Raw genomic sequence first — 16,929 nt, forward strand, 5'->3', positions numbered from 1 at the left:
CACAACACTCACGGGTCTTTTCGCCCGTGGTGCGCTACGACTTCGGGTTCAGGACGAAGACGGGGATCTGGCGGTCCGTCTTCGTCTGGTACTCGGCGTAGGACGGGAACGCCTCGACCGCGCGCTCCCACCACTGCGCCCGCTCGTCGCCGTCGGCCTCGTGCGCGACGTAGTCCTTGGTGGTGGTTCCGTCCTGCAGCGCGAACTCGGGGTGCGCCTTGATGTTGTGGTACCAGACGGGGTGCTCGGGAGCACCGCCCTTCGAGGCGACGACGGCGTAGCTACCGTCGTGCTCCACGCGCATCACCGGCGTGTAGCGCAGCTTGCCGGACTTCGCGCCCCGCAGCGTGAGCAGCACGATCGGCGACCCGAGGATGTCGATGCCCTCCGTCGTACCGGTTTCGAGGATCGTCTTGGTCTGGTTCTGGACCCAGTCCGTCGGGCTGAATTCCGCGGTTTCGTTGGCCATGCCGCGGTTCAACGCGATCGGCCCCGCCGACATTCCGGCGGGGTGTGAATGTCAGTCGGTCGTGTTCAGTCGATCACCGCGGTGGCTTCGACCTCGACCAGGATGTCGGGTTCGGCAAGGGCCGCGACCCCGATCAGCGTGGCCGGTGGCACCGGGGTCATGCCCAGTCTCGCCGAGGCTCTACCGATTCCGTCCAGCAGCAGCGGCATCTTGTCGACCGTCCAACCGACGACGTAGACGGTCAGCTTCGCCAGGTCGTCGAAGGACGCGCCGACCCCGGACAGCGCGGTGGCCACGTTGAGATAGGCCTGTTCGACCTGGGCCGCGAGATCGCCTTCGCCGACCTTGTTCCCGTCGGCGTCGCGTGCGACCTGGCCGGCGACGAACACCAGCCGCGATCCGGTGGCGACGGACACCTGCCGGTAGACGTCGACCTCGGGTAGTCCTTCGGGGTTCACGAGCGTGATGGCCATGCTGACTCCTCACAGTGATCGCCCGGACGGGCACCTCTAACTATAGCAATGCAATGCTATGTAATCTGGCGCGATGGCCAGGACGAAGGACCCCGCGGTGCGGACCCTGCTGGTCGAGCGGGCGGCGCGGATGCTCCGCACGCGTGAGCCGATCACCCTGCGGTCACTCGTGGCAGGGACGGGTGTGTCGACGATGGCCGTCTACACCTACTTCGGCGGCATGGACGGCATGTGGAAGGCACTGCGCCAGGAGGGCTTCACCCGCCTGGCGGCCAGGTTCGCGGCCGTACCGACGTCGCGGGACCCGGTACGGGACCTCACGGCCCTGATCGCCGCCTACCTCGGCAACGCGCTGGACCATGCCGACCTGTACCGGGTCATGTTCGATGCGAACTTCGACCTGGAGGACCTCGCCGCGGCGGACGCGACCCTCGAGTACCTGGTGCGGGCGGCCGACCGGTCCAGGGCGGCGGGGCGGTTCCGGCCCGACGTCGATCCGCTGGAGCTGGCGACGCAGAGCTGGGCCGTCGCCCACGGGCTGGTGTCGCTCGTCGCCAACGGCCCGCTGGGGCCGGACACGCTCGCGGGCGGTGTCCCGCTGTTGACCGCACTGTTCACCAGCGTGGGAGACCAGCCCGAGAGGTGCCGCGGTTCTGTGGAGAGTGCCTGGACACAGCTCGACTAGGCGAAGACACGCTCTCCGCGCCAGCCCGGGTCACCGGTCCTGGCGAACTCGACCCACGCGCCGTGCATCTCCGACGCGAGTGAGGCCGGTACGTCCCGCCCGAGCAGGCCGTTGCCGGAACGGAGCGCGGGCAGCCCGGTGTTGTCGAACACGAACGGGAGCTCCGCGGTATGGCAGGCGCCGAGCGGGCCGCCCCGCCAGTCGAACCGATACGTGTTCGCCTTGTCGTGGAGCGACACCAGACGGTCCTGACCGTCGCGGAACATCGCATCGATCGCCGCGCTGCGCTCGGGAAGCTGGTAGAGCCGCGACTCCTGCGAGTTCGAGCCCGCCAGCAGATCCACCGGCTGCGCCGGAGGCACCTCGTCGAGCACGACACCGAACGGCGACAGCCGCGAACCCGCACCGGGAAGCTCCGCGAGCGCGGAGACGAGCCGTTCGTCGGGCACCTCGGCGAATGCGGGCACCGTCGCCGGAATGCCAAGAACGGCCGCCAGCGCCCGCGTCGTCTCCTGGGCCTGAGCGCTGGTCAGCGTGCTGAGCCCACCACTTTGGCTGATCGCCCGCCGGAACAGCCCGCCGGCCTGGGGCGTCACCGTCGCCGCGCTGACGATCATCGCACCCGCCGACTGGCCGAACAGCGTGACCTGGTCGGGGTCCCCGCCGAAGTCCCCGATGTGTCGCTGGACCCAGCCGAGCGCGGCGAGCACGTCCAGCAGGCCACGGTTGGGCGGCGCGCCGGGCAGATCCAGCCAGCCGGGGGCGCCCAGCCGGTAGTTGAGCGTGACCAGCACGACGCCGTCCCTGGCGAAGGACGTCCCGTCGTACACCGGGGCCTGGCCGGTGCCGGACTGGAACGCGCCGCCGTGCACGAACACCATCACCGGTGCGTGCCCGGTCCTCGTCGGCGTCCAGACGTTCAACGTCAGATAGTCGTCACCACGGACCCAACCCGGCCCGATGACCGGACTCAGATCGAGCGGGAACCGGCGGGCGGGCGCGGGAGCCGTCGGTCCCGGGCCGTCGAAGCCGTCCACGTCGTCCACCGGGGTCGGTGCGGCGAACCGAGCGGCGCCGGTCGGCGGCGCGGCGTAGGAGATGTTCCGGAAGACGCTCACCGCCATGTCGCCCACTCCTTGACCGCGAAGTTGCCGCCCTCGCGCCGGACCTCGGCCGCGCCGGGGCCGGCGAAATGAGCGGGGAACAGCAACGCGTTGTGGTCGGCGGTCCACTCCAGCATGCGGCGCCGCGCGACCCTGGCCTGCTCCTCGTCCTCGTCGAAGCACGGGCTGTGTTCCGGCTCGGCGATCTGCAACGGGCTGTGCAGCAGGTCGCCCGCGAACACCGCGCGATCCGTGCCCGAACGGAGCTGGACGATCGCGGAGCCCGGTGTGTGTCCCGGCGCCGCTTCGATGCGCAGGTTGGCGTCGACGTCGTAGTGGTCGCCGTCCCACAGCACGGTCAGACCCGCCTGGTGCACGGGCGCGACGCTGTCCTCGAACACGTTCTGCATGCGCGGGCCCGAGCGGGTCGGGTGCCCGTTCTCCGGGTTCCAGTAGTCGAAGTCCGCGCGCGAGATCACGTACTCGGCGTTGGGGAAGGTCGGTCGCCACTCGCGGTCGGACAGGTAGGTGTTCCAGCCGACGTGGTCGCCGTGCACGTGGGTGCAGATCACGACGTCGACGTCCTCGGGGCGGACCGACGCCGCGGCGAGCTCGCCCAGGTAGTCGGTGTCCAGGTGGGCGAAGAACGGCATGTACGGCCGCTCCCTGCCGTTGCCGATGCCGGTGTCGATGAGGATCGTGCGGCCCTCGCTGCGGATCAGCCAGGTCTGGATGGCGGTCCGAAGCTCGTCCGCCGCCGGGTCGAAGAACTCCGGGGCCAGCCAGTGTTCGTGTCGGCGCCAGTGCTCCACGTCGACGTCGGGAAAGATCAACTGTCGGGCCAGGCCTTTCGGGCCGAGTTCCACTATGCGGGTGATCTCGACGTCGCCGAGTGTGAGTGTGTCCATGGGTTCAGCATGCTGGCCACCGGCGACGCTCGGTATCAGTCAGGTGACTGCAGTCGGGGATACAGTCGGAGAAGTGACGATGGTGGGGCGGGACGCCGAGCGCGCCGCTGTGCTCGAGCTGAGCAGCGGCGTGTTGGTCGTGACGGGGGAGCCGGGCGCCGGCAAGAGCGCGCTGCTCGAGCTGGCCGCCGATGCGCACGCGGGCCGGGTGCTGCGGATGACCGGCAGCGAGAGCGAGCTGAACCTCCCGTTCGCCGGATTGCACCAGCTCCTGCGGCCGATCCTGGACGAGGCGGCCGAACTGCCGGTGCGACAGCGTTCGGCGCTTCTCGGCGCCGTCGGCCTCGACGATGCGGGAGCACCGGACCGCATGCTGATCGGGGTGGCGCTGCTCGCCCTGCTGTCCGACCTCGCGGCGCGGACCCCGGTCCTGGTGGTCGCCGACGATCTGCAGTGGATCGACGACGAGTCACGGGCTCTGCTCGTCTTCGTCGCGCGCCGCATCGGCGACGAGCCGCTCGCCGTACTCGGCGGGACGAGGGATGTCTCGCCGTTCCCGGGGTTCCCCACGGTCGAGCTGGGGCCTCTGGACGCACGCGCCGCGGGGGTCCTGCTGGACCGCTTGCCACGCCCACCCTCGGGCAGACGCCGGCTGCGCATCCTCGAGCAGGCGGCGGGCAATCCCCTGGCGCTGGCCGAGCTCGCCAGGGCCGACTGCGCCGAGGACGACCTGCTGCCGTTGACCGACCGGTTGATGCGGGTCTTCGCTACCGATCTCGACGCGTTCGACGACGACACCCGCCACGCGTTGCTCCTGGTCGCGGCGGACGAGCTCGCCGCGCCGTCGCAGGTCGACGCGTTGGCCCCGGCCGAGACCGCGGGTGTGGTGCGCAGCGTCGGCGGCCGGGTCCGCTTCCGGCACCCGCTGGTCAGGTCCGCGATCTACTACTCGGTTCCCCTGGCGCGGCGCCGAGAGGTCCATCGGGAGCTCGCCGCGTTGTTGACCGGCGAACCCGACCGGAGCGCGTGGCACCTGGCAGTCGGAGCGGAGGGCCCCGACGAGCGGATCGCCGCCGCGTTGGAGGCCACCGCGACCAGGGCCCGGGAGCGAGGTGGCCACACCGGCGCCGCGACCGCTCTGGAACGTGCCGCCGAGCTGAGCCCCAGCCGCCAGGACCGCGCGCGACGACTCGTCGCGGCGGCACGGGCGGCCGTCTACACCGGGCAACCCCGCTGGGTCGAGCAGCTCGCCGACAAGGCCGCCGTGACCACCGACGACCCGGCACTGGCCGCGGAGGCGTCACTTCGGCTCGGGCAGGTGCTGGCGCTGACCGCCGAGCACGACACGGCACTGTCGTCCCTGATGCGCGCGGCGGATGAGCCAGGACTGAGCCGAATAGCGATCGCGTCGGCGTCGGTCGCGGCGTTCTACTCCGGCGACGAGGACCATCGGCGGGCGGTACGCGCCCGCGCGGGCGACGACCCGTGGACGCTCGCGGTGACCGACCCGCACCAGCGACGGGCCGACCTGGCCGCCACGCTCCCGGTTCTGGTCGATCGGGCGGGAGGAGATCCCGGTGTGCTCACCTCGCTCGGCGCGATGGCCTGGCTGCTCGACGAGACCGCGCTGGCGGTGCGCATCTTCGACGACGCGCTGCACCGGTGGCGGCTGAGCGGCGCACTCCCGAACGGCCTTGGCTGCTCCGCGGGCTGGGCCTACCTCGACCACGGCCTCTGGGCCCAGGCCCGGCTTGCGGTCGTGAACGCCACCTCGGCGGGCTCCGGCCTGGCGCACCTCGACGCCGCGGTCCGCTCGCTGGACGCGGCGGCGCTCGCGCTGACCGGGGACACCGCCAACGCCCGTGCCGTCGCCTCCGCCGGTCTGGCACTGGTGGATCCCCATCGCAGTCGTGCGGTCACCATCCGCACCCGATGGGCGCTGGGCATGGCCGCCGTGGCCGACGGCGACCGGACGACCGCCTACGACCAGTTCCGGCTGATGTTCACTGCCGACGGCGGCCCGGTTCACTACGCCTGCTCGTACGCCGGTGTGGCCGAACTGGCCGCGGCAGCCTCGAGCACCGGGCACCAGGCGGAGGCGTCGACCATCGTCGCGAGCGTCGCCGATCGCCTGGCCGGAAACCTCTCACCCCGCATGGACGCCCTGCTCAACCGCGCGCGTGCCCTGCTCGACCCGGACTCGGCCGAGCGGCATTTCGACCAGGCGCTGACGGACCCCGATGGCGATCAATGGCCGTTCGAACGAGCCCAGACCAGGCTGGACTACGGCGAATGGCTGCGCCGCCGTCGCCGCATCGTCGAAGCCCGCGCTCAGCTGAACGCCGCGATGGAGGTCTTCCACCGGCTGGGCGCCCACCCGTGGATCGATCGCACGCAGGGAGAGCTGCGGGCGGCCGGCGTCGACACCGAGCCCGCCGAGCCGAACGCACTGACCGAGCTGACCCCGCAACAACAGCACATCATCCGTCTGGCAGCGCGGGGGCTGAGCAACCGCGAGATAGGCGAGCGCCTGTTCCTCTCGCCCCGGACGGTCGGCTCGCACCTCTACCGGAGCTTCCCCAAACTGGGCGTCACCGCACGATCCCAGCTCCGCGACCTGATCGAGCCACGAACCCCCGGCGCACATGTCCCATGACGTCGAAGTCGCCCCAGGACCCCGCCAGACCTGAGCGCTGCATCAGCCCCGCGATCTCTGTACAAGAGAGCGCGCGAGGGCAGCGGCCAGTAGCGTCGGCACCAGGCGGCGAAGGAGTCCTGTTGTGAAACTCGGTACGTCGGTGCGGTTCGTCTTCCCCAGTTCGGCGGAGACCTACACGCAGTTCAAGACGATGCTCGATGCGCTACCGCCCGGCGGGTTCATCGAGCGGCCGATGGGCGCGATGGACACCGCGACACAGGCGAAGAACCTGCTGGAGGTCGCCGCCGCGGCGCGGTCCGCCGGTCTCGACCGGTTGCTGGTCGGAGATCACCATGCGGTCCCGCCCGGGTACGCCAACGCGTTCGCCCCGTTTCCCACCCTGTCCCGGCTCATGGCGACGACCGGTCCGATGTCGGTCGGTGCCGTCCTGCTGGCGCCGTTCTACAACCCGGTGCTGCTCGCCGAGCAGATCGGCACCGTGGCCGCCTTCGCGGACGCTCCACTGGTCGTGACGCTGGCCGTCGGGGCGAACCCCCGGCAGTTCGGTGCCTTCGGGATGGATCAGCGGAGCCGCGCGGGCCGGCTGGAAGAGCTGGTCGGCGCGCTACGGCCGCTGCTCGCGGGGGAGCAGGCGACCGTCGCCGGGCGCTATCACCGGCTGGACGGGGTGTCGGCCGGCCCCACACCCCGGGTTCCCGTGTCGTTGTGGCTCGCTGGCACGGTGGCGGCCGCCGTCGAACGCGCCGGCCGGATCGGTGACGGGTGGCTGACCGGGCAGAACGTGAGCCGCGCGGATCTCGTAGAGCAGCTCGACATCTACCGGGACAGCGCCGCGAAGCACGGCCGTCCGGCGCTTCCGGTCCTGCGCCGCGACATCTACGTCGGGGACACCGATGCCGAGGCCGAACGAGTCGTGCGGCAGATCCTCGAGGAGGGTTATCGAGGTGGCGGGATGGACCGCCTGCTGGTCGGGGCGCCGGAGACCATCGTCGAGCAGCTCGAGGACTACCGCGCACTCGGTTTCGACGAGGTGCTGGTCAGGCACGTGGTCGGCGACCACGGGCAGATGCTCGACTCGTTCGCGCGCATCGGCGAGGGGGTCATACCGAAGCTCCACGCGATGCCGGCGGCGAACTGACGTACGCCTCGCACGGTCCTAGGTCCACGACCCCATTTCCACTAAAGTAAACGTTCACGCTCGCACAACCACGTCGATCGCTGTGGAGGATCACTGGTGACACAGACCGTGACGGATGCGCCGGCCCAGCTGGCCGCTCTGCGGGACCGGTTGCGGCAGCGCCGACGGCTACTGGTGGCGTTCTCCGGCGGTGTGGACTCGGCGTTGGTCGCGGTCGTCGCGGCCCAGGTCCTCGGTTCTGCCTCGGTCGCGGTGACGGCCGTCTCGGCGAGTCTTCCCGGGGCCGAGCGCGCGGCGGCGCGCCGGTTCGCGGCCGACCACGGGCTCGCTCACGTCGAGGTGTGTACCGACGAGCTGGATCGGCCCGAGTACCGGGCGAACGACGGGGATCGCTGCTTCCACTGCAAGAGCGCGTTGCTCGACGCGCTGCAGCCGTTGGCGGAGCAGTCCGGAGCTCTCATCGCGCTGGGTACCAACCTCGACGATCTGGGCGACCACCGGCCGGGCCAGCGCGCGGCGGCGGCCCGAGGCGCGATCGCTCCGCTCGTCGAGGCCGGACTCGGTAAGGACGCGGTCCGTGCGGTCAGTGCCCTGCTCGGTCTGGACACCTCGGTCAAACCGGCCGCCGCCTGTCTGTCGTCCCGGGTCGCCTACGGCGATCCGGTGACGCGAGAGGTACTGAGCCGGATCGAACGAGCCGAGGCGGCGCTCCACGCGCTCGGCTTCCCGGTGTGCCGGGTACGCGCGCACGCCCGGGGTACCGTCGCGCGCGTGGAACTACCGACGGAGGAGCTGGTCCGGGCCAGTGAGGTGGGGACGAGGATCGACGCGGCGGTCCGCGCGGCGGGCTTCCAGTTCTGTGCGATGGATCTGCAGGGCTTCCGGAGCGGACGGATGAACGTACTGCTGGGCCTCCCGGAGCTCGGCACCCCGGTAGCGGGTTCGTGAGCTCGACCGACGGTTTCGACGACCTCGGCTGGGCACGTCCGGACACCGACCGGGAACGCAGGATCGGCCTGCCCGAGGTCGTCTACGCACCGGGTAAGACGGTCGAGCAGGTGGTCGGCGTGGTCCGCCGACTGCTCGCTGCCAACACAGGTCCTGTGCTGGTCAGCCGGGTGGAGCCGGACATGGCGGCACGGGTCGCCGAGCAGGTGCCCGGGGCCCGGCACGACCCGGAGGCGCGCCTGCTCCACTGGCGCCCGGCCGCGCGGGTCGGCTTCGAGGTGGCGGTCGTCTCGGCCGGTACATCGGACGGCCCGGTGGCGGCAGAGGCGAGCGCGGTCGCGGCCGCGGTGGGACTGACCGTGCACCGGGTGACCGATGTGGGTGTCGCCGGTCTGCACCGGTTGCTCGCCGAACGGGATCGGCTGGCCTCCTCCGACGCCGTCATCTGCATCGCGGGGATGGAGGGTGCACTGCCCAGCGTGGTCGGCGGCTTGGTCGGCTGCCCGGTCATCGCGGTGCCGACCTCGGTCGGTTACGGAGCCAGCCTGGGTGGGGTGACCGCGTTGCTGGCCATGGTGTCGTCCTGCGCGCCGGGTGTCGTGGTGGTCAACATCGACTCCGGCTTCGGTGCCGCGATGGCGGCGTTCCGCATGTCCGGCCGTACCCGGCGGGCGGTCGACGTGGTGGAGGATCGACGGTGATCCTCTGGCTGAACCCGGTCAGTGGCATCTCCGGAGACATGCTGCTCGGCGCGCTGCTCGGACTGGGTGCTCCGGTGGAGACGGTCCTGGACGCGGTGCGCTCCACCGGTCTCGACGGCTGGTCGCTGGAGCGCACCGAGGTGGTCCGGGGCGGCCTGAGCGCGACCCGCGCGCTCGTGAGCACCGAGGAGGACGGTGTGACCGAGCGCCATGCGACCGAGCTGATGGAGATCGTGGCTCGCGCACGGCCGGCCCCGGTCGCGGCGCTCGCGCACGCGGCGGTGACCGCGCTGGCGCAGGTCGAGTCCGGTCTGCACGGTGTGCCGCTGGATCGGGTGCACCTGCACGAGCTGGGCGGCATCGACACCGTGGTCGACACGGTCGGGGTGGCCGCCGCGCTGTACGCACTCGACGTCACCGCCGTCCACTGCGGCCCGCTCGCGCTCGGCGCGGGAACGGTCCGGACAGCGCACGGGATCCTGCCGGTCCCCGCTCCGGCCACCGCGGCGCTGATCGCTCGGATGCACGCGCCGGTGGTCCCGGCCGGAGTGGACGGCGAGACCGTCACGCCGACCGGTGCCGCGCTGTTGCTGGCCGCCGGTGCCCGGTTCGGCCCGCTTCCGGCCATGACCGTCGACGCGGTCGGCTACGGGGCGGGTGCGCGCGAGGTGGAGGCGAGGCCCAACGTGTTGCAGGCGCTGCTGGGTGGAGTCCCTGGCTCGGCCGGTGACACACAGGAGCTGGTGCAGATCGAGACGAACGTCGACGACGTCACCGGCGAACTGCTCGGTCACCTGATCGGCAGGCTGCTCGTCGAGGGCGCCGCGGACGCCTGGGTGAGCCCGATCGTCATGAAGAAGGGCAGACCGGCGCACACCGTGCACGTGCTGGCCGCGCCCGAGCGTGCCGAGCACTGCGAGCGCGTGCTGCTGCGCGAGACCGGCAGCCTTGGCGCCCGGCGACGCCCGGTACTGCGGACGGCCCTTCCCCGTAGCGGCCGGACGGTCGAGGTCGGTGGTCAGCCGATCCGGGTCAAGGACGGCCCGTGGGGAAGCAAGCCCGAGTACGAGGACGTGGCGGCGGCGGCCGAGACGCTCGGGCTGCCACTGCGCGAGGTCGCTGGGCAGGTCACACGGCAGCTGGGCGGCCCGGAGACCGAACGCTAGGCTCGATCTCGTTGGTCACATCTGCATCGCTTCGCAGAGCCTGGTGTCGCCTCGCAGGTGTTGCGGCGTCTGCGACGCGACATCGAGGTCTGCGAGGTCGTACGACGGACCGCCCCGGGCCCTGAGCCTCCGCCGGAGGGACTACTCCGTAGCGATCTCGATCGTCGGGGATGCGGCCAGGGTCCGGGTCACGTAGCAGACCCGCTTCGCCGACTCGGCCAGCTTGGCCAGCTCGTCGCCCGTCGGGGAGCTGGCCTTCACCGTGATCCGGAACGAGGAGAACTGCGGTCCGTCGTACTGGCCGACCACGTCGACCTCGACGTCGGCCAGCTCGATGTCCCGTTTACGCGCGCTGTAGGCGAGAGAGATCGTGAAGCAGGACGCGATCGAGGCCAGCAACAGCTCGGTGGGCTGGGGACCGGTCCCGGTACCGCCGACCGACTCGGGTTCGTCGGCGACCACCTCGAAGTCCCCGGCCTGTACGACGGCGCGCAGGCCGCCGGTCCACCGGGCGTGCACCGCTCGTTCGGTCGCACTCATTCGTCCTCCTCAACTAGGGCGGTACGTGCTGGTGACTGGACTGCAACACCCGTGCAACCGCGCAGGTGCAACGTGTCCCGGATCACCGGTTGCAATCTCACTCGGGAGCTGTGATGACTACGGCCCACGTGCACCATCGTTTCGCCACGTGTCACGGTCAGTGTGCCGTGGCCGCCCGATACCCGGAGCACCACGATCGGCTGCTGGCCGTCGACACCGACGCCGATGCCGTGCTCGAGCTGTTCGAGATGGCGGTGACCTGGCACGAGCTCGACTACTCCGAATCCGAGGTCGCCGGGCCGGGCGACTGGCTGACGTTCGCCGACGAACACCGGTGGAGCTGCGCGGAACGGGCACAGCGGGTGTTCAGCCTGGCCGTCGACATCGTCGGACGCGGGGCGGTGCCGCCCGCGACGGACTCGGGCGCGCAGCTCGCCGACGTCATCGAACTGGCCAGGGGGCGGAGCGGGGCATATCGCCAAGTATCCGATAGTAGGTGAGAATCCACTATATGAACGGTTGTGATGGTGCTCCCGAACCGTCGTTCCTCGAGCTGCCGGACCGGTCGGCGAAGCCGCGCACGACGGGGTTGACGCACGTCCTGGATCCGGGTGCCGGTGTTGCGGCGACCGCTGACCTGCTCGCCTCCGCCGACCGGCACATCGACATCTGGAAGGTCGGCTGGGGCACCGGCTACGTCGATCGCGCGCTGCAGGCGAAGCTCGCTCTGCTGGCGGAGCACGGGGTCGCCGCGTGCCTCGGCGGCACCCTGCTGGAGATCGCGTTCGCGCAGGGCGTCGCGATGGACTGCCTGGCCTGGGCGCGCGAGGCGGGTTTCGGCTACGTCGAGGTCTCCCGGGGCACCGTGGACATGACCATCCCGGACAAGCGTGCGCTCATCCGGATGGCGAGTCGCGACTTCGTCGTGCTCGCCGAGGTCGGCGCGAAGTCGCCGGGGGAGAGGCACGCGGCGCGGTACTGGCCGTCGGAATGCCTGTCCGACCTGGATGCGGGCGCGCAACTGGTGGTCACCGAGGGCAGGCAGAGCGGCACGGTCGGCACGTTCGACGAAGCGGGCAGGGTGCGTCCCGAGGTGGTCGAGGCCGTGGTCAGCGCGGTGGGCGTGGAGCGGGTGATCTTCGAGGCGCCGAGGGCCGCACAGCAGGCATGGTTCATCCGCCGTTTCGGCGCTGAGGTCAACCTGGGGAACGTGGCGCTGAGCGACGTGCTGTCGGTCGAGACGCTCCGGCTCGGGCTGCGGTCGGACACCGCCGACGTGACCCGTCGTGCGCACTCCGAGGCCGACACCGCGTGACCGAGACCGAGCTGGGCCCGAACTTCATCCCCAACCGCTACCGGGGCGTCTCGGTCGCGCCGATCCCGGACGACGTCGAGCTCACGGAGCCGGCGATGCGCGGGTATCTGCTCGGCAGGCCCGCGTACCGGCGGACCAGGTTCGTCGTGGCGAGACGGCCTGGTGCGACCGCGATCGTGCGGGTCACCCGGAGCTCGGACACAGAGCTGTTCTCCCCGGTCGTCGCGGTGGACCTCATCGCGGGCCCGGACGAGTGCGCCTATCTCGTCGATCCCGAGGCGGACACCGGCATCCCGTCGGTGCTGGCCGAGCTGGCACTGCGGCGCGCGCCCGGGGCGCGGGCCGTCGTGGTGCAGGGCCGGTACGCGCACGTCAACTTCATCGTCGAGCCGCGTCCGTTGCGGATCGTGGTACGCGAGGTGGTGCCACCCGAGCCCGCCAAGCTCCTCGACCAGGCACGGCGCATCCTCGCGGTCAGCGAGTCGCTGCCGCCGATCGAGCTGGTCGGAGAGCTGACCCGGCTGGAGGAGCTGGCCGCCCGTCGACCGGACGAGCACTACCTGCTGCCCTGCCGCGGTTCCGGCGGAGAGGTGCCGGGAGCGACGGTCTCCTACCTCGACGAGCACCCGGAACGCGGGGACTGGACGTTGCTCGGCTGCGCGCGGTCCCGGCAGATCCATCGCTGGTTCTACGGCGAGGAACCGCCCACCGTCGACTTCTGCCCCAAGCAGGCGGATCGAACGGGTGTGACCGACCTGCTGCTCACCAAGTGCTGCCTGCAGGAGGAGCACGTGGAGTCCGGGCCGGGCTGGGTGTCGGTGCCCTGGGGCGCATCGCTCGACCACGTGCGCGAGGCACTGTCGACGCTCGTGGCCCAGGAGGTGCCCGCATGGGTACCCGCCTGAGCTCGTCGCGGATCTACTCGCACCTGTGGGGCACCCCGGAGCTGGACGCCGTGTTCGACGAGCCGGCCATGGTGCAGACCTGGCTGGACATCCTGGTCGCGCTGGCGAGGGCGCAGGCCTCGCTCGGCATGATCCCGGCCGAGTCGGCCGACGCGATCGCGGCCGGGGCGCGCGTCGAGGCGCTCGACCTCGACTACGTCGCCGAACAGACCCGCCTCACGTCGCACTCGACCCTGGGGCTGATCCGGGGTCTCCTCAGGGTCCTTCCGGAGCAGGTCAGGGAGCACGTCTACCTCGGCGCGACCGTGCAGGACATCAGTGACACCTGGTTCGGTGTCGTGATGCGCGACGTCGGCGGGATCGTCTGGCGGGACGTGCGTGCGCTGGAGGAAAGACTGCTGCGGCTCGCCGCCGAACATCGGGACACGGTCATGGCGGGTCGGACCCACGGACAGCCGGGTGCACCGATCACGTTCGGCTTCAAGGTCGCCTCGTGGGCCGACGAGTTGCGCCGTCACCTGGACCGGCTGCGTGAGGGCCGGTCGCGGTGGGTGGTCGGCCAGCTGGCGGGGGCGGTGGGCGCGCTCGGCTTCTTCGGCGATCGCGGTCCGGTGCTGCGTGCCCGGTTCTGCGCCGAGCTGGGGCTGGGCGACCCGGGTATTTCGTGGCTGACGTCGCGCGACCGGGTCGCGGAGTTCGGCACGGTGCTGGCGATGGTGTGCGGAACGCTGGGCCGGATCGGTGGCGAGGTCTACGAGCTGTCGCGACCGGAGCTCGGCGAGCTCGCTGAGGCCGCCCCCGCCGGTGCGGTCAGCAGCATCACGATGCCGCACAAGCGCAACCCCGAGACCAGCGAACACCTCGACACGCTCGCCCGGCTGGCCCGGTCGTCCTCGGCGGTGCTGGTGGAGGGCATGGTCGCGGGCCATGAACGTGACGGCAGGTCCTGGAAGGCGGAATGGCTGGCGCTGCCCGAGGTGTGCCAGCTGACCGGCTCGGCACTGCGGCTGGCGCTGGGTCTGCTGGACGGCCTGGAGGTCCACCCGGAGGCGATGGCGGCGACCGTCGAGCGGTACGCGGCCGACCTGGGCTCCGAGCAGGTACTGGCCGGGTTGACCGGACGGTTGGGCAAGCACCGCGCTCAGCAGATGCTGCACGAGGTGCTGCGTGAGGAGCGGGGTGCGTCCAGCTCCGGGCTCGTCGCACGGGGTGTGGCCAGCGTGGACGATGTGCGCGGGTGGGAACGGTCGCCGGGCGTGCTGGCGGCAGCCGCGATGGTCGACCAGGTGTGTCGCCGGGCCGCCGAGGCCCGGGCGGCCGAGCCGGAGCGGTGGGGATGACGGTCGAGCTGCCGAGGGTCGCTCTCGGGGTCTTCCCGACCCCGCTGGTACGTGCGCATCGGCTGGAGTCCGCACTCGGTCGTGGCTCGCTGCTGCTCAAGCGGGACGATCTGGCCGGCTTCGGGCTGGCCGGGAACAAGACCCGGCCGCTGGAGTTCCTGCTCGGCGAGGCGCGGGCGCGAGGCGCCGAGGTGTTCGTGACCGGCGGTGGCCCCGGTTCCAACTTCTGTCCCGCCGCCGCGATGGCCGCGCGCGCGGCCGGTCTGGACTGTGAGCTGGTCGTGTGGGGAGATCCGCACAGTCCCAACCTGTCACTCGCCACGGCCGTGGGTGCGCGGCTGGTCCCGACCGGCAACGCCGACCGCGAGGCCGTCGACGAGCTGGTCCTGCGGCGCGCGGACGAGCTGGCCGAGGCCGGCCGACCGGCGTTCGCGGTGCCCAGGGGCGGCTCGACGGCACTCGGTGCGGTCGGGTTCGCCGTCGCCGCCGTCGAGGTCGCGGAGCAGCTCGCCGCGACCGGGGTGACGCCGGCGTTGATCGTCCTCGCGGTGGGTTCCGGAGGCAGCTGCGCCGGGCTTCTCGCCGGACTGGCGACCGTCGGGCTCTCGGTGCCCGTCCTCGGCGTCTCGGTGAGCCGGCCGCCCGACCAGATCGGTCCTCGCGTGCTCGAACTGGCCGAGGGCTGCGCCCGGCTGCTGGGCAGTGCCGCGCCGAGCGCGGAACAGCTTGAGCTGCTCGACGCCCGCGGTCCGGGTTTCGGGACCGCCTCGCCGCTGGAGCGGGAACGGGCCGCACTGGTGCTGCGCACCGAAGGCCTGCTGCTCGATCACACCTACGGCGCCGAGGCTTTCTCGGCGGCGATCGACCGGCTGTCCGGCGATATGTCAGGTCCGGTGCTGCTCTGGCACACCGGCGGCCTGGTACCGGCACTGAGTGCGCTTCCACGCGCGGGAAGGGACGCCGCATGACGTCCACCGACCAGAACACGACCAACGGGACGGCGTGGGACCGCCAGGGCGGACCACCGAGGGGCGGGCCGGCGCCCGAGCTCATCGAGTCCGGGTTCGCGCTGGAGAACGCCGACGCCAGCTTCCTGCACCGCGGGCTCAACCTCGCGGACATCGCGCACGTGCTGGACCTGGGCAGGCGGGCCATCGTGCCGCCCGAGGCGCAGCGCGAACTGCTGGCCCTGCTGCTGGAAGTGACCGACGTGCCGGCCGAGGAGTTCCCGTACGACCCGAGCCACGGCGAGCCGTACAACTCCCGGGAGCACTACTTCGTGTCCCGGATCGGTGACGTGGCCGGCTGGCTGCACGCCGGACGGCCGCGACGGGAAGCGGCCAGGGTGGCGCTGCGGCTGCACCTTCGTCGTCAGCTCACCGAGCTCGTCGCCGAATCGGTGCGGTTCGCCGAACAGACCGTGGACCGGGCCGAGGAACACGCGCACACCCTGCTGCCCGACCAGACGTACCTGCAGCAGGCTCAGCCGTCCACCTTCGGCCACTACCTGCTGTCCTTCGTGTACTCCGCCGTGCGTGACGCCCGCAGGCTGCTCGACGAGCTGGACTGGGTGGACACCAGCCCCGGCGGCGCCGGATGTGTGAACGGCACCCGGCTGCTCGAGGACCGGGAGCCGATCGCCGCCGCACTGGGCTTCGACGGCGTCATCCCGCACACCCGCGACGCGATGTGGCAGGTCGACGGCCTGATCCACATACTGGCGACGGCGGCCAGCCTGTTGTCGAACCTGTCCAAGCTCGCCGAGGACCTGGAGATCTTCTCGTCGAGCGAGTTCGACTTCGTCGATCTGGCCGACGCGTTCACCCGCTCCAGCATCCTCATGCCGAACAAGCGCAACCCCTACTCACTGGCGATCGTGCGCGGCGCCTCCGGGGTACTCATCGGCCGGCTCACCGGGTTCCTCGCGGTCACCAAGAGCCCGTCGGCGCGCAGTGACAACCTGATCTTCGCCTACGGCGAGGTACCCAGAGCCCTGGAGCTGTCGACCCGGATCGCCCGGCTGATGGCGGGAGTGGTGCGCACCTTGCGGGTGAACCCGGTGCGGATGCGCGAGGAGCTCGACCGCGGCTACACGCAGGCGACCGACCTCGCCGAGTACCTGGTGGGGCTGCGCGGCGTCGACTACCGGACCGCGTACGTCGTGGTCGGCAACACGGTGCGCGCCGCCGCCCGGGCAGGCATCCCGGGCGCCGGGATCACCGGTCGCATGATCGACGAGGCGGCACTCGCCCACACCGGCTCCAGCTGGGGGCTGGCGGAGGAGGACCTGTCCTCGGTGCTCGACCCGTGGCAGATCGTCGAGTCGCGTCAGGCGCAGGGCGGCGCCGCGCCTGCCGCACTGGCCAGGATGGTCGCCGACCTGCGCACCGACCTGGGCGACCTGGCGTCCGAGGCGTCCCGGCGCAACGCAACCTTCGACCAGGCGGAGCAGTCACTCCTGTCCCTGGCCCGCCACACGGTCACCGACCCCGCCTAGCCCGCCGTACCGGCCCGCACGCGGCTTGACTTCGCAGAGCTTCGTGTCGCGTCGCAGACACTGCTGCGTCTGCGACGCGACA

Annotated in this window: 17 protein-coding genes; 12 read left to right on the forward strand and 5 right to left on the reverse strand. The window is 71.4% G+C overall.

The window, feature by feature from the left end; translation table 11 throughout:
- Positions 1 to 34: 34 nt before the first annotated feature.
- Both G406_RS0126775 and G406_RS0126780 read right to left on the reverse strand, forming a co-directional pair.
- Positions 35 to 469, reverse strand: a complete 435-nt coding sequence (locus G406_RS0126775) for a nitroreductase family deazaflavin-dependent oxidoreductase (RefSeq protein ID WP_028936137.1) — start codon at positions 467 to 469, stop codon at positions 35 to 37.
- A 65-nt stretch (positions 470 to 534) separates the two neighbouring features.
- A complete protein-coding gene (locus tag G406_RS0126780) occupies positions 535 to 942 on the reverse strand; it encodes a RidA family protein (RefSeq protein WP_028936138.1) in 408 nt (135 codons plus the stop codon).
- Between the two features lie 73 nt (positions 943 to 1,015).
- Here G406_RS0126780 and G406_RS0126785 point away from each other — a divergent pair, with 73 nt between their 5' ends.
- Positions 1,016 to 1,627, forward strand: a complete 612-nt coding sequence (locus G406_RS0126785; RefSeq protein WP_028936139.1) for a TetR/AcrR family transcriptional regulator — start codon at positions 1,016 to 1,018, stop codon at positions 1,625 to 1,627.
- Here G406_RS0126785 and G406_RS0126790 read toward each other — a convergent pair.
- Entirely contained in the window at positions 1,624 to 2,751 is a 1,128-nt protein-coding gene (locus tag G406_RS0126790) for a carboxylesterase family protein (protein ID WP_028936140.1), read from the reverse strand. The two genes, G406_RS0126785 and G406_RS0126790, sit on opposite strands and share 4 nt — an antisense overlap.
- The gene (locus G406_RS0126795; RefSeq protein WP_028936141.1) at positions 2,742 to 3,638 is read right to left on the reverse strand and encodes an MBL fold metallo-hydrolase; all 897 of its coding nucleotides are present in this window, start codon (positions 3,636 to 3,638) and stop codon (positions 2,742 to 2,744) included. The genes G406_RS0126790 and G406_RS0126795 overlap by 10 nt, the downstream gene beginning before the upstream one ends.
- Positions 3,639 to 3,717: 79 nt before the next feature.
- Between G406_RS0126795 and G406_RS0126800 the strand changes: the two genes are divergently transcribed.
- The 5 genes from G406_RS0126800 (at position 3,718) to larC (ending at position 10,250) form a co-directional block, all read left to right on the forward strand.
- Complete coding sequence (locus tag G406_RS0126800) at positions 3,718 to 6,294, forward strand: helix-turn-helix transcriptional regulator (protein WP_037078999.1); 2,577 nt, start codon at positions 3,718 to 3,720, stop codon at positions 6,292 to 6,294.
- 124 nt (positions 6,295 to 6,418) lie between these two features.
- Positions 6,419 to 7,435 (forward strand): LLM class flavin-dependent oxidoreductase, encoded by a 1,017-nt coding sequence (locus tag G406_RS0126805; RefSeq protein ID WP_028936143.1) that lies wholly within the window; start codon positions 6,419 to 6,421, stop codon positions 7,433 to 7,435.
- 96 nt (positions 7,436 to 7,531) lie between these two features.
- On the forward strand, positions 7,532 to 8,383 hold the full coding sequence (larE, locus tag G406_RS0126810; RefSeq protein ID WP_028936144.1) for an ATP-dependent sacrificial sulfur transferase LarE: 852 nt from the start codon (positions 7,532 to 7,534) through the stop codon (positions 8,381 to 8,383).
- Positions 8,380 to 9,084, forward strand: coding sequence for a nickel pincer cofactor biosynthesis protein LarB (larB, locus tag G406_RS0126815; RefSeq protein WP_028936145.1), 705 nt, complete (start codon positions 8,380 to 8,382; stop codon positions 9,082 to 9,084). The genes larE and larB overlap by 4 nt, the downstream gene beginning before the upstream one ends.
- Positions 9,081 to 10,250: a nickel pincer cofactor biosynthesis protein LarC gene (larC, locus tag G406_RS50170; protein WP_037078484.1), complete on the forward strand. Its 1,170-nt coding sequence runs from the start codon at positions 9,081 to 9,083 to the stop codon at positions 10,248 to 10,250. The genes larB and larC overlap by 4 nt, the downstream gene beginning before the upstream one ends.
- A gap of 141 nt (positions 10,251 to 10,391) precedes the next feature.
- Here the strand turns inward: larC and G406_RS54585 are convergent, their stop codons facing one another.
- Positions 10,392 to 10,790, reverse strand: a complete 399-nt coding sequence (locus G406_RS54585) for an OsmC family protein (protein WP_051342723.1) — start codon at positions 10,788 to 10,790, stop codon at positions 10,392 to 10,394.
- A gap of 113 nt (positions 10,791 to 10,903) precedes the next feature.
- On the opposite strand from G406_RS54585, the gene G406_RS0126830 reads away from it, so the two are divergent.
- The 6 genes from G406_RS0126830 to argH are packed head-to-tail and all read left to right on the forward strand — an operon-like array spanning position 10,904 to position 16,847.
- A complete protein-coding gene (locus tag G406_RS0126830; protein ID WP_156935184.1) occupies positions 10,904 to 11,290 on the forward strand; it encodes a hypothetical protein in 387 nt (128 codons plus the stop codon).
- A gap of 11 nt (positions 11,291 to 11,301) precedes the next feature.
- The gene (locus tag G406_RS0126835) at positions 11,302 to 12,105 is read left to right on the forward strand and encodes a phosphosulfolactate synthase (RefSeq protein ID WP_028936147.1); all 804 of its coding nucleotides are present in this window, start codon (positions 11,302 to 11,304) and stop codon (positions 12,103 to 12,105) included.
- Positions 12,102 to 13,010, forward strand: a complete 909-nt coding sequence (locus G406_RS0126840) for an XcbA family protein (RefSeq protein WP_211241262.1) — start codon at positions 12,102 to 12,104, stop codon at positions 13,008 to 13,010. Before G406_RS0126835 ends, G406_RS0126840 begins: the two co-directional genes overlap by 4 nt.
- Positions 12,995 to 14,350: a class-II fumarase/aspartase family protein gene (locus tag G406_RS0126845; protein ID WP_028936149.1), complete on the forward strand. Its 1,356-nt coding sequence runs from the start codon at positions 12,995 to 12,997 to the stop codon at positions 14,348 to 14,350. The genes G406_RS0126840 and G406_RS0126845 overlap by 16 nt, the downstream gene beginning before the upstream one ends.
- A complete protein-coding gene (locus G406_RS0126850; protein ID WP_028936150.1) occupies positions 14,347 to 15,318 on the forward strand; it encodes a 1-aminocyclopropane-1-carboxylate deaminase/D-cysteine desulfhydrase in 972 nt (323 codons plus the stop codon). Before G406_RS0126845 ends, G406_RS0126850 begins: the two co-directional genes overlap by 4 nt.
- Positions 15,315 to 16,847 carry an argininosuccinate lyase gene (gene argH / locus G406_RS50180; protein ID WP_051342725.1) on the forward strand — a complete coding sequence of 511 codons (1,533 nt, stop codon included), beginning with the start codon at positions 15,315 to 15,317 and terminating at the stop codon, positions 16,845 to 16,847. The genes G406_RS0126850 and argH overlap by 4 nt, the downstream gene beginning before the upstream one ends.
- The last annotated feature ends 82 nt before the right edge of the window (positions 16,848 to 16,929 follow it).

Source organism: Actinospineispora spinosispora DSM 44797, assembly GCF_000429025.1.
Taxonomy (GTDB): domain Bacteria; phylum Actinomycetota; class Actinomycetes; order Mycobacteriales; family Pseudonocardiaceae; genus Pseudonocardia; species Pseudonocardia spinosispora.

Bases quoted from the DNA above. Each gene is read 5' to 3' on its own strand.
- G406_RS0126775 (WP_028936137.1), bottom strand. From the start codon at position 469: ATGGCCAACGAAACCGCGGAATTCAGCCCGACGGACTGGGTCCAGAAC.
- G406_RS0126780 (WP_028936138.1), bottom strand. From the start codon at position 942: ATGGCCATCACGCTCGTGAACCCCGAAGGACTACCCGAGGTCGACGTC.
- G406_RS0126785 (WP_028936139.1), top strand. From the start codon at position 1,016: ATGGCCAGGACGAAGGACCCCGCGGTGCGGACCCTGCTGGTCGAGCGG.
- G406_RS0126790 (WP_028936140.1), bottom strand. From the start codon at position 2,751: ATGGCGGTGAGCGTCTTCCGGAACATCTCCTACGCCGCGCCGCCGACC.
- G406_RS0126795 (WP_028936141.1), bottom strand. From the start codon at position 3,638: ATGGACACACTCACACTCGGCGACGTCGAGATCACCCGCATAGTGGAA.
- G406_RS0126800 (WP_037078999.1), top strand. From the start codon at position 3,718: ATGGTGGGGCGGGACGCCGAGCGCGCCGCTGTGCTCGAGCTGAGCAGC.
- G406_RS54585 (WP_051342723.1), bottom strand. From the start codon at position 10,790: ATGAGTGCGACCGAACGAGCGGTGCACGCCCGGTGGACCGGCGGCCTG.
- G406_RS0126830 (WP_156935184.1), top strand. From the start codon at position 10,904: ATGACTACGGCCCACGTGCACCATCGTTTCGCCACGTGTCACGGTCAG.
- G406_RS0126835 (WP_028936147.1), top strand. From the start codon at position 11,302: ATGAACGGTTGTGATGGTGCTCCCGAACCGTCGTTCCTCGAGCTGCCG.
- G406_RS0126845 (WP_028936149.1), top strand. From the start codon at position 12,995: ATGGGTACCCGCCTGAGCTCGTCGCGGATCTACTCGCACCTGTGGGGC.
- G406_RS0126850 (WP_028936150.1), top strand. From the start codon at position 14,347: ATGACGGTCGAGCTGCCGAGGGTCGCTCTCGGGGTCTTCCCGACCCCG.
- argH (WP_051342725.1), top strand. From the start codon at position 15,315: ATGACGTCCACCGACCAGAACACGACCAACGGGACGGCGTGGGACCGC.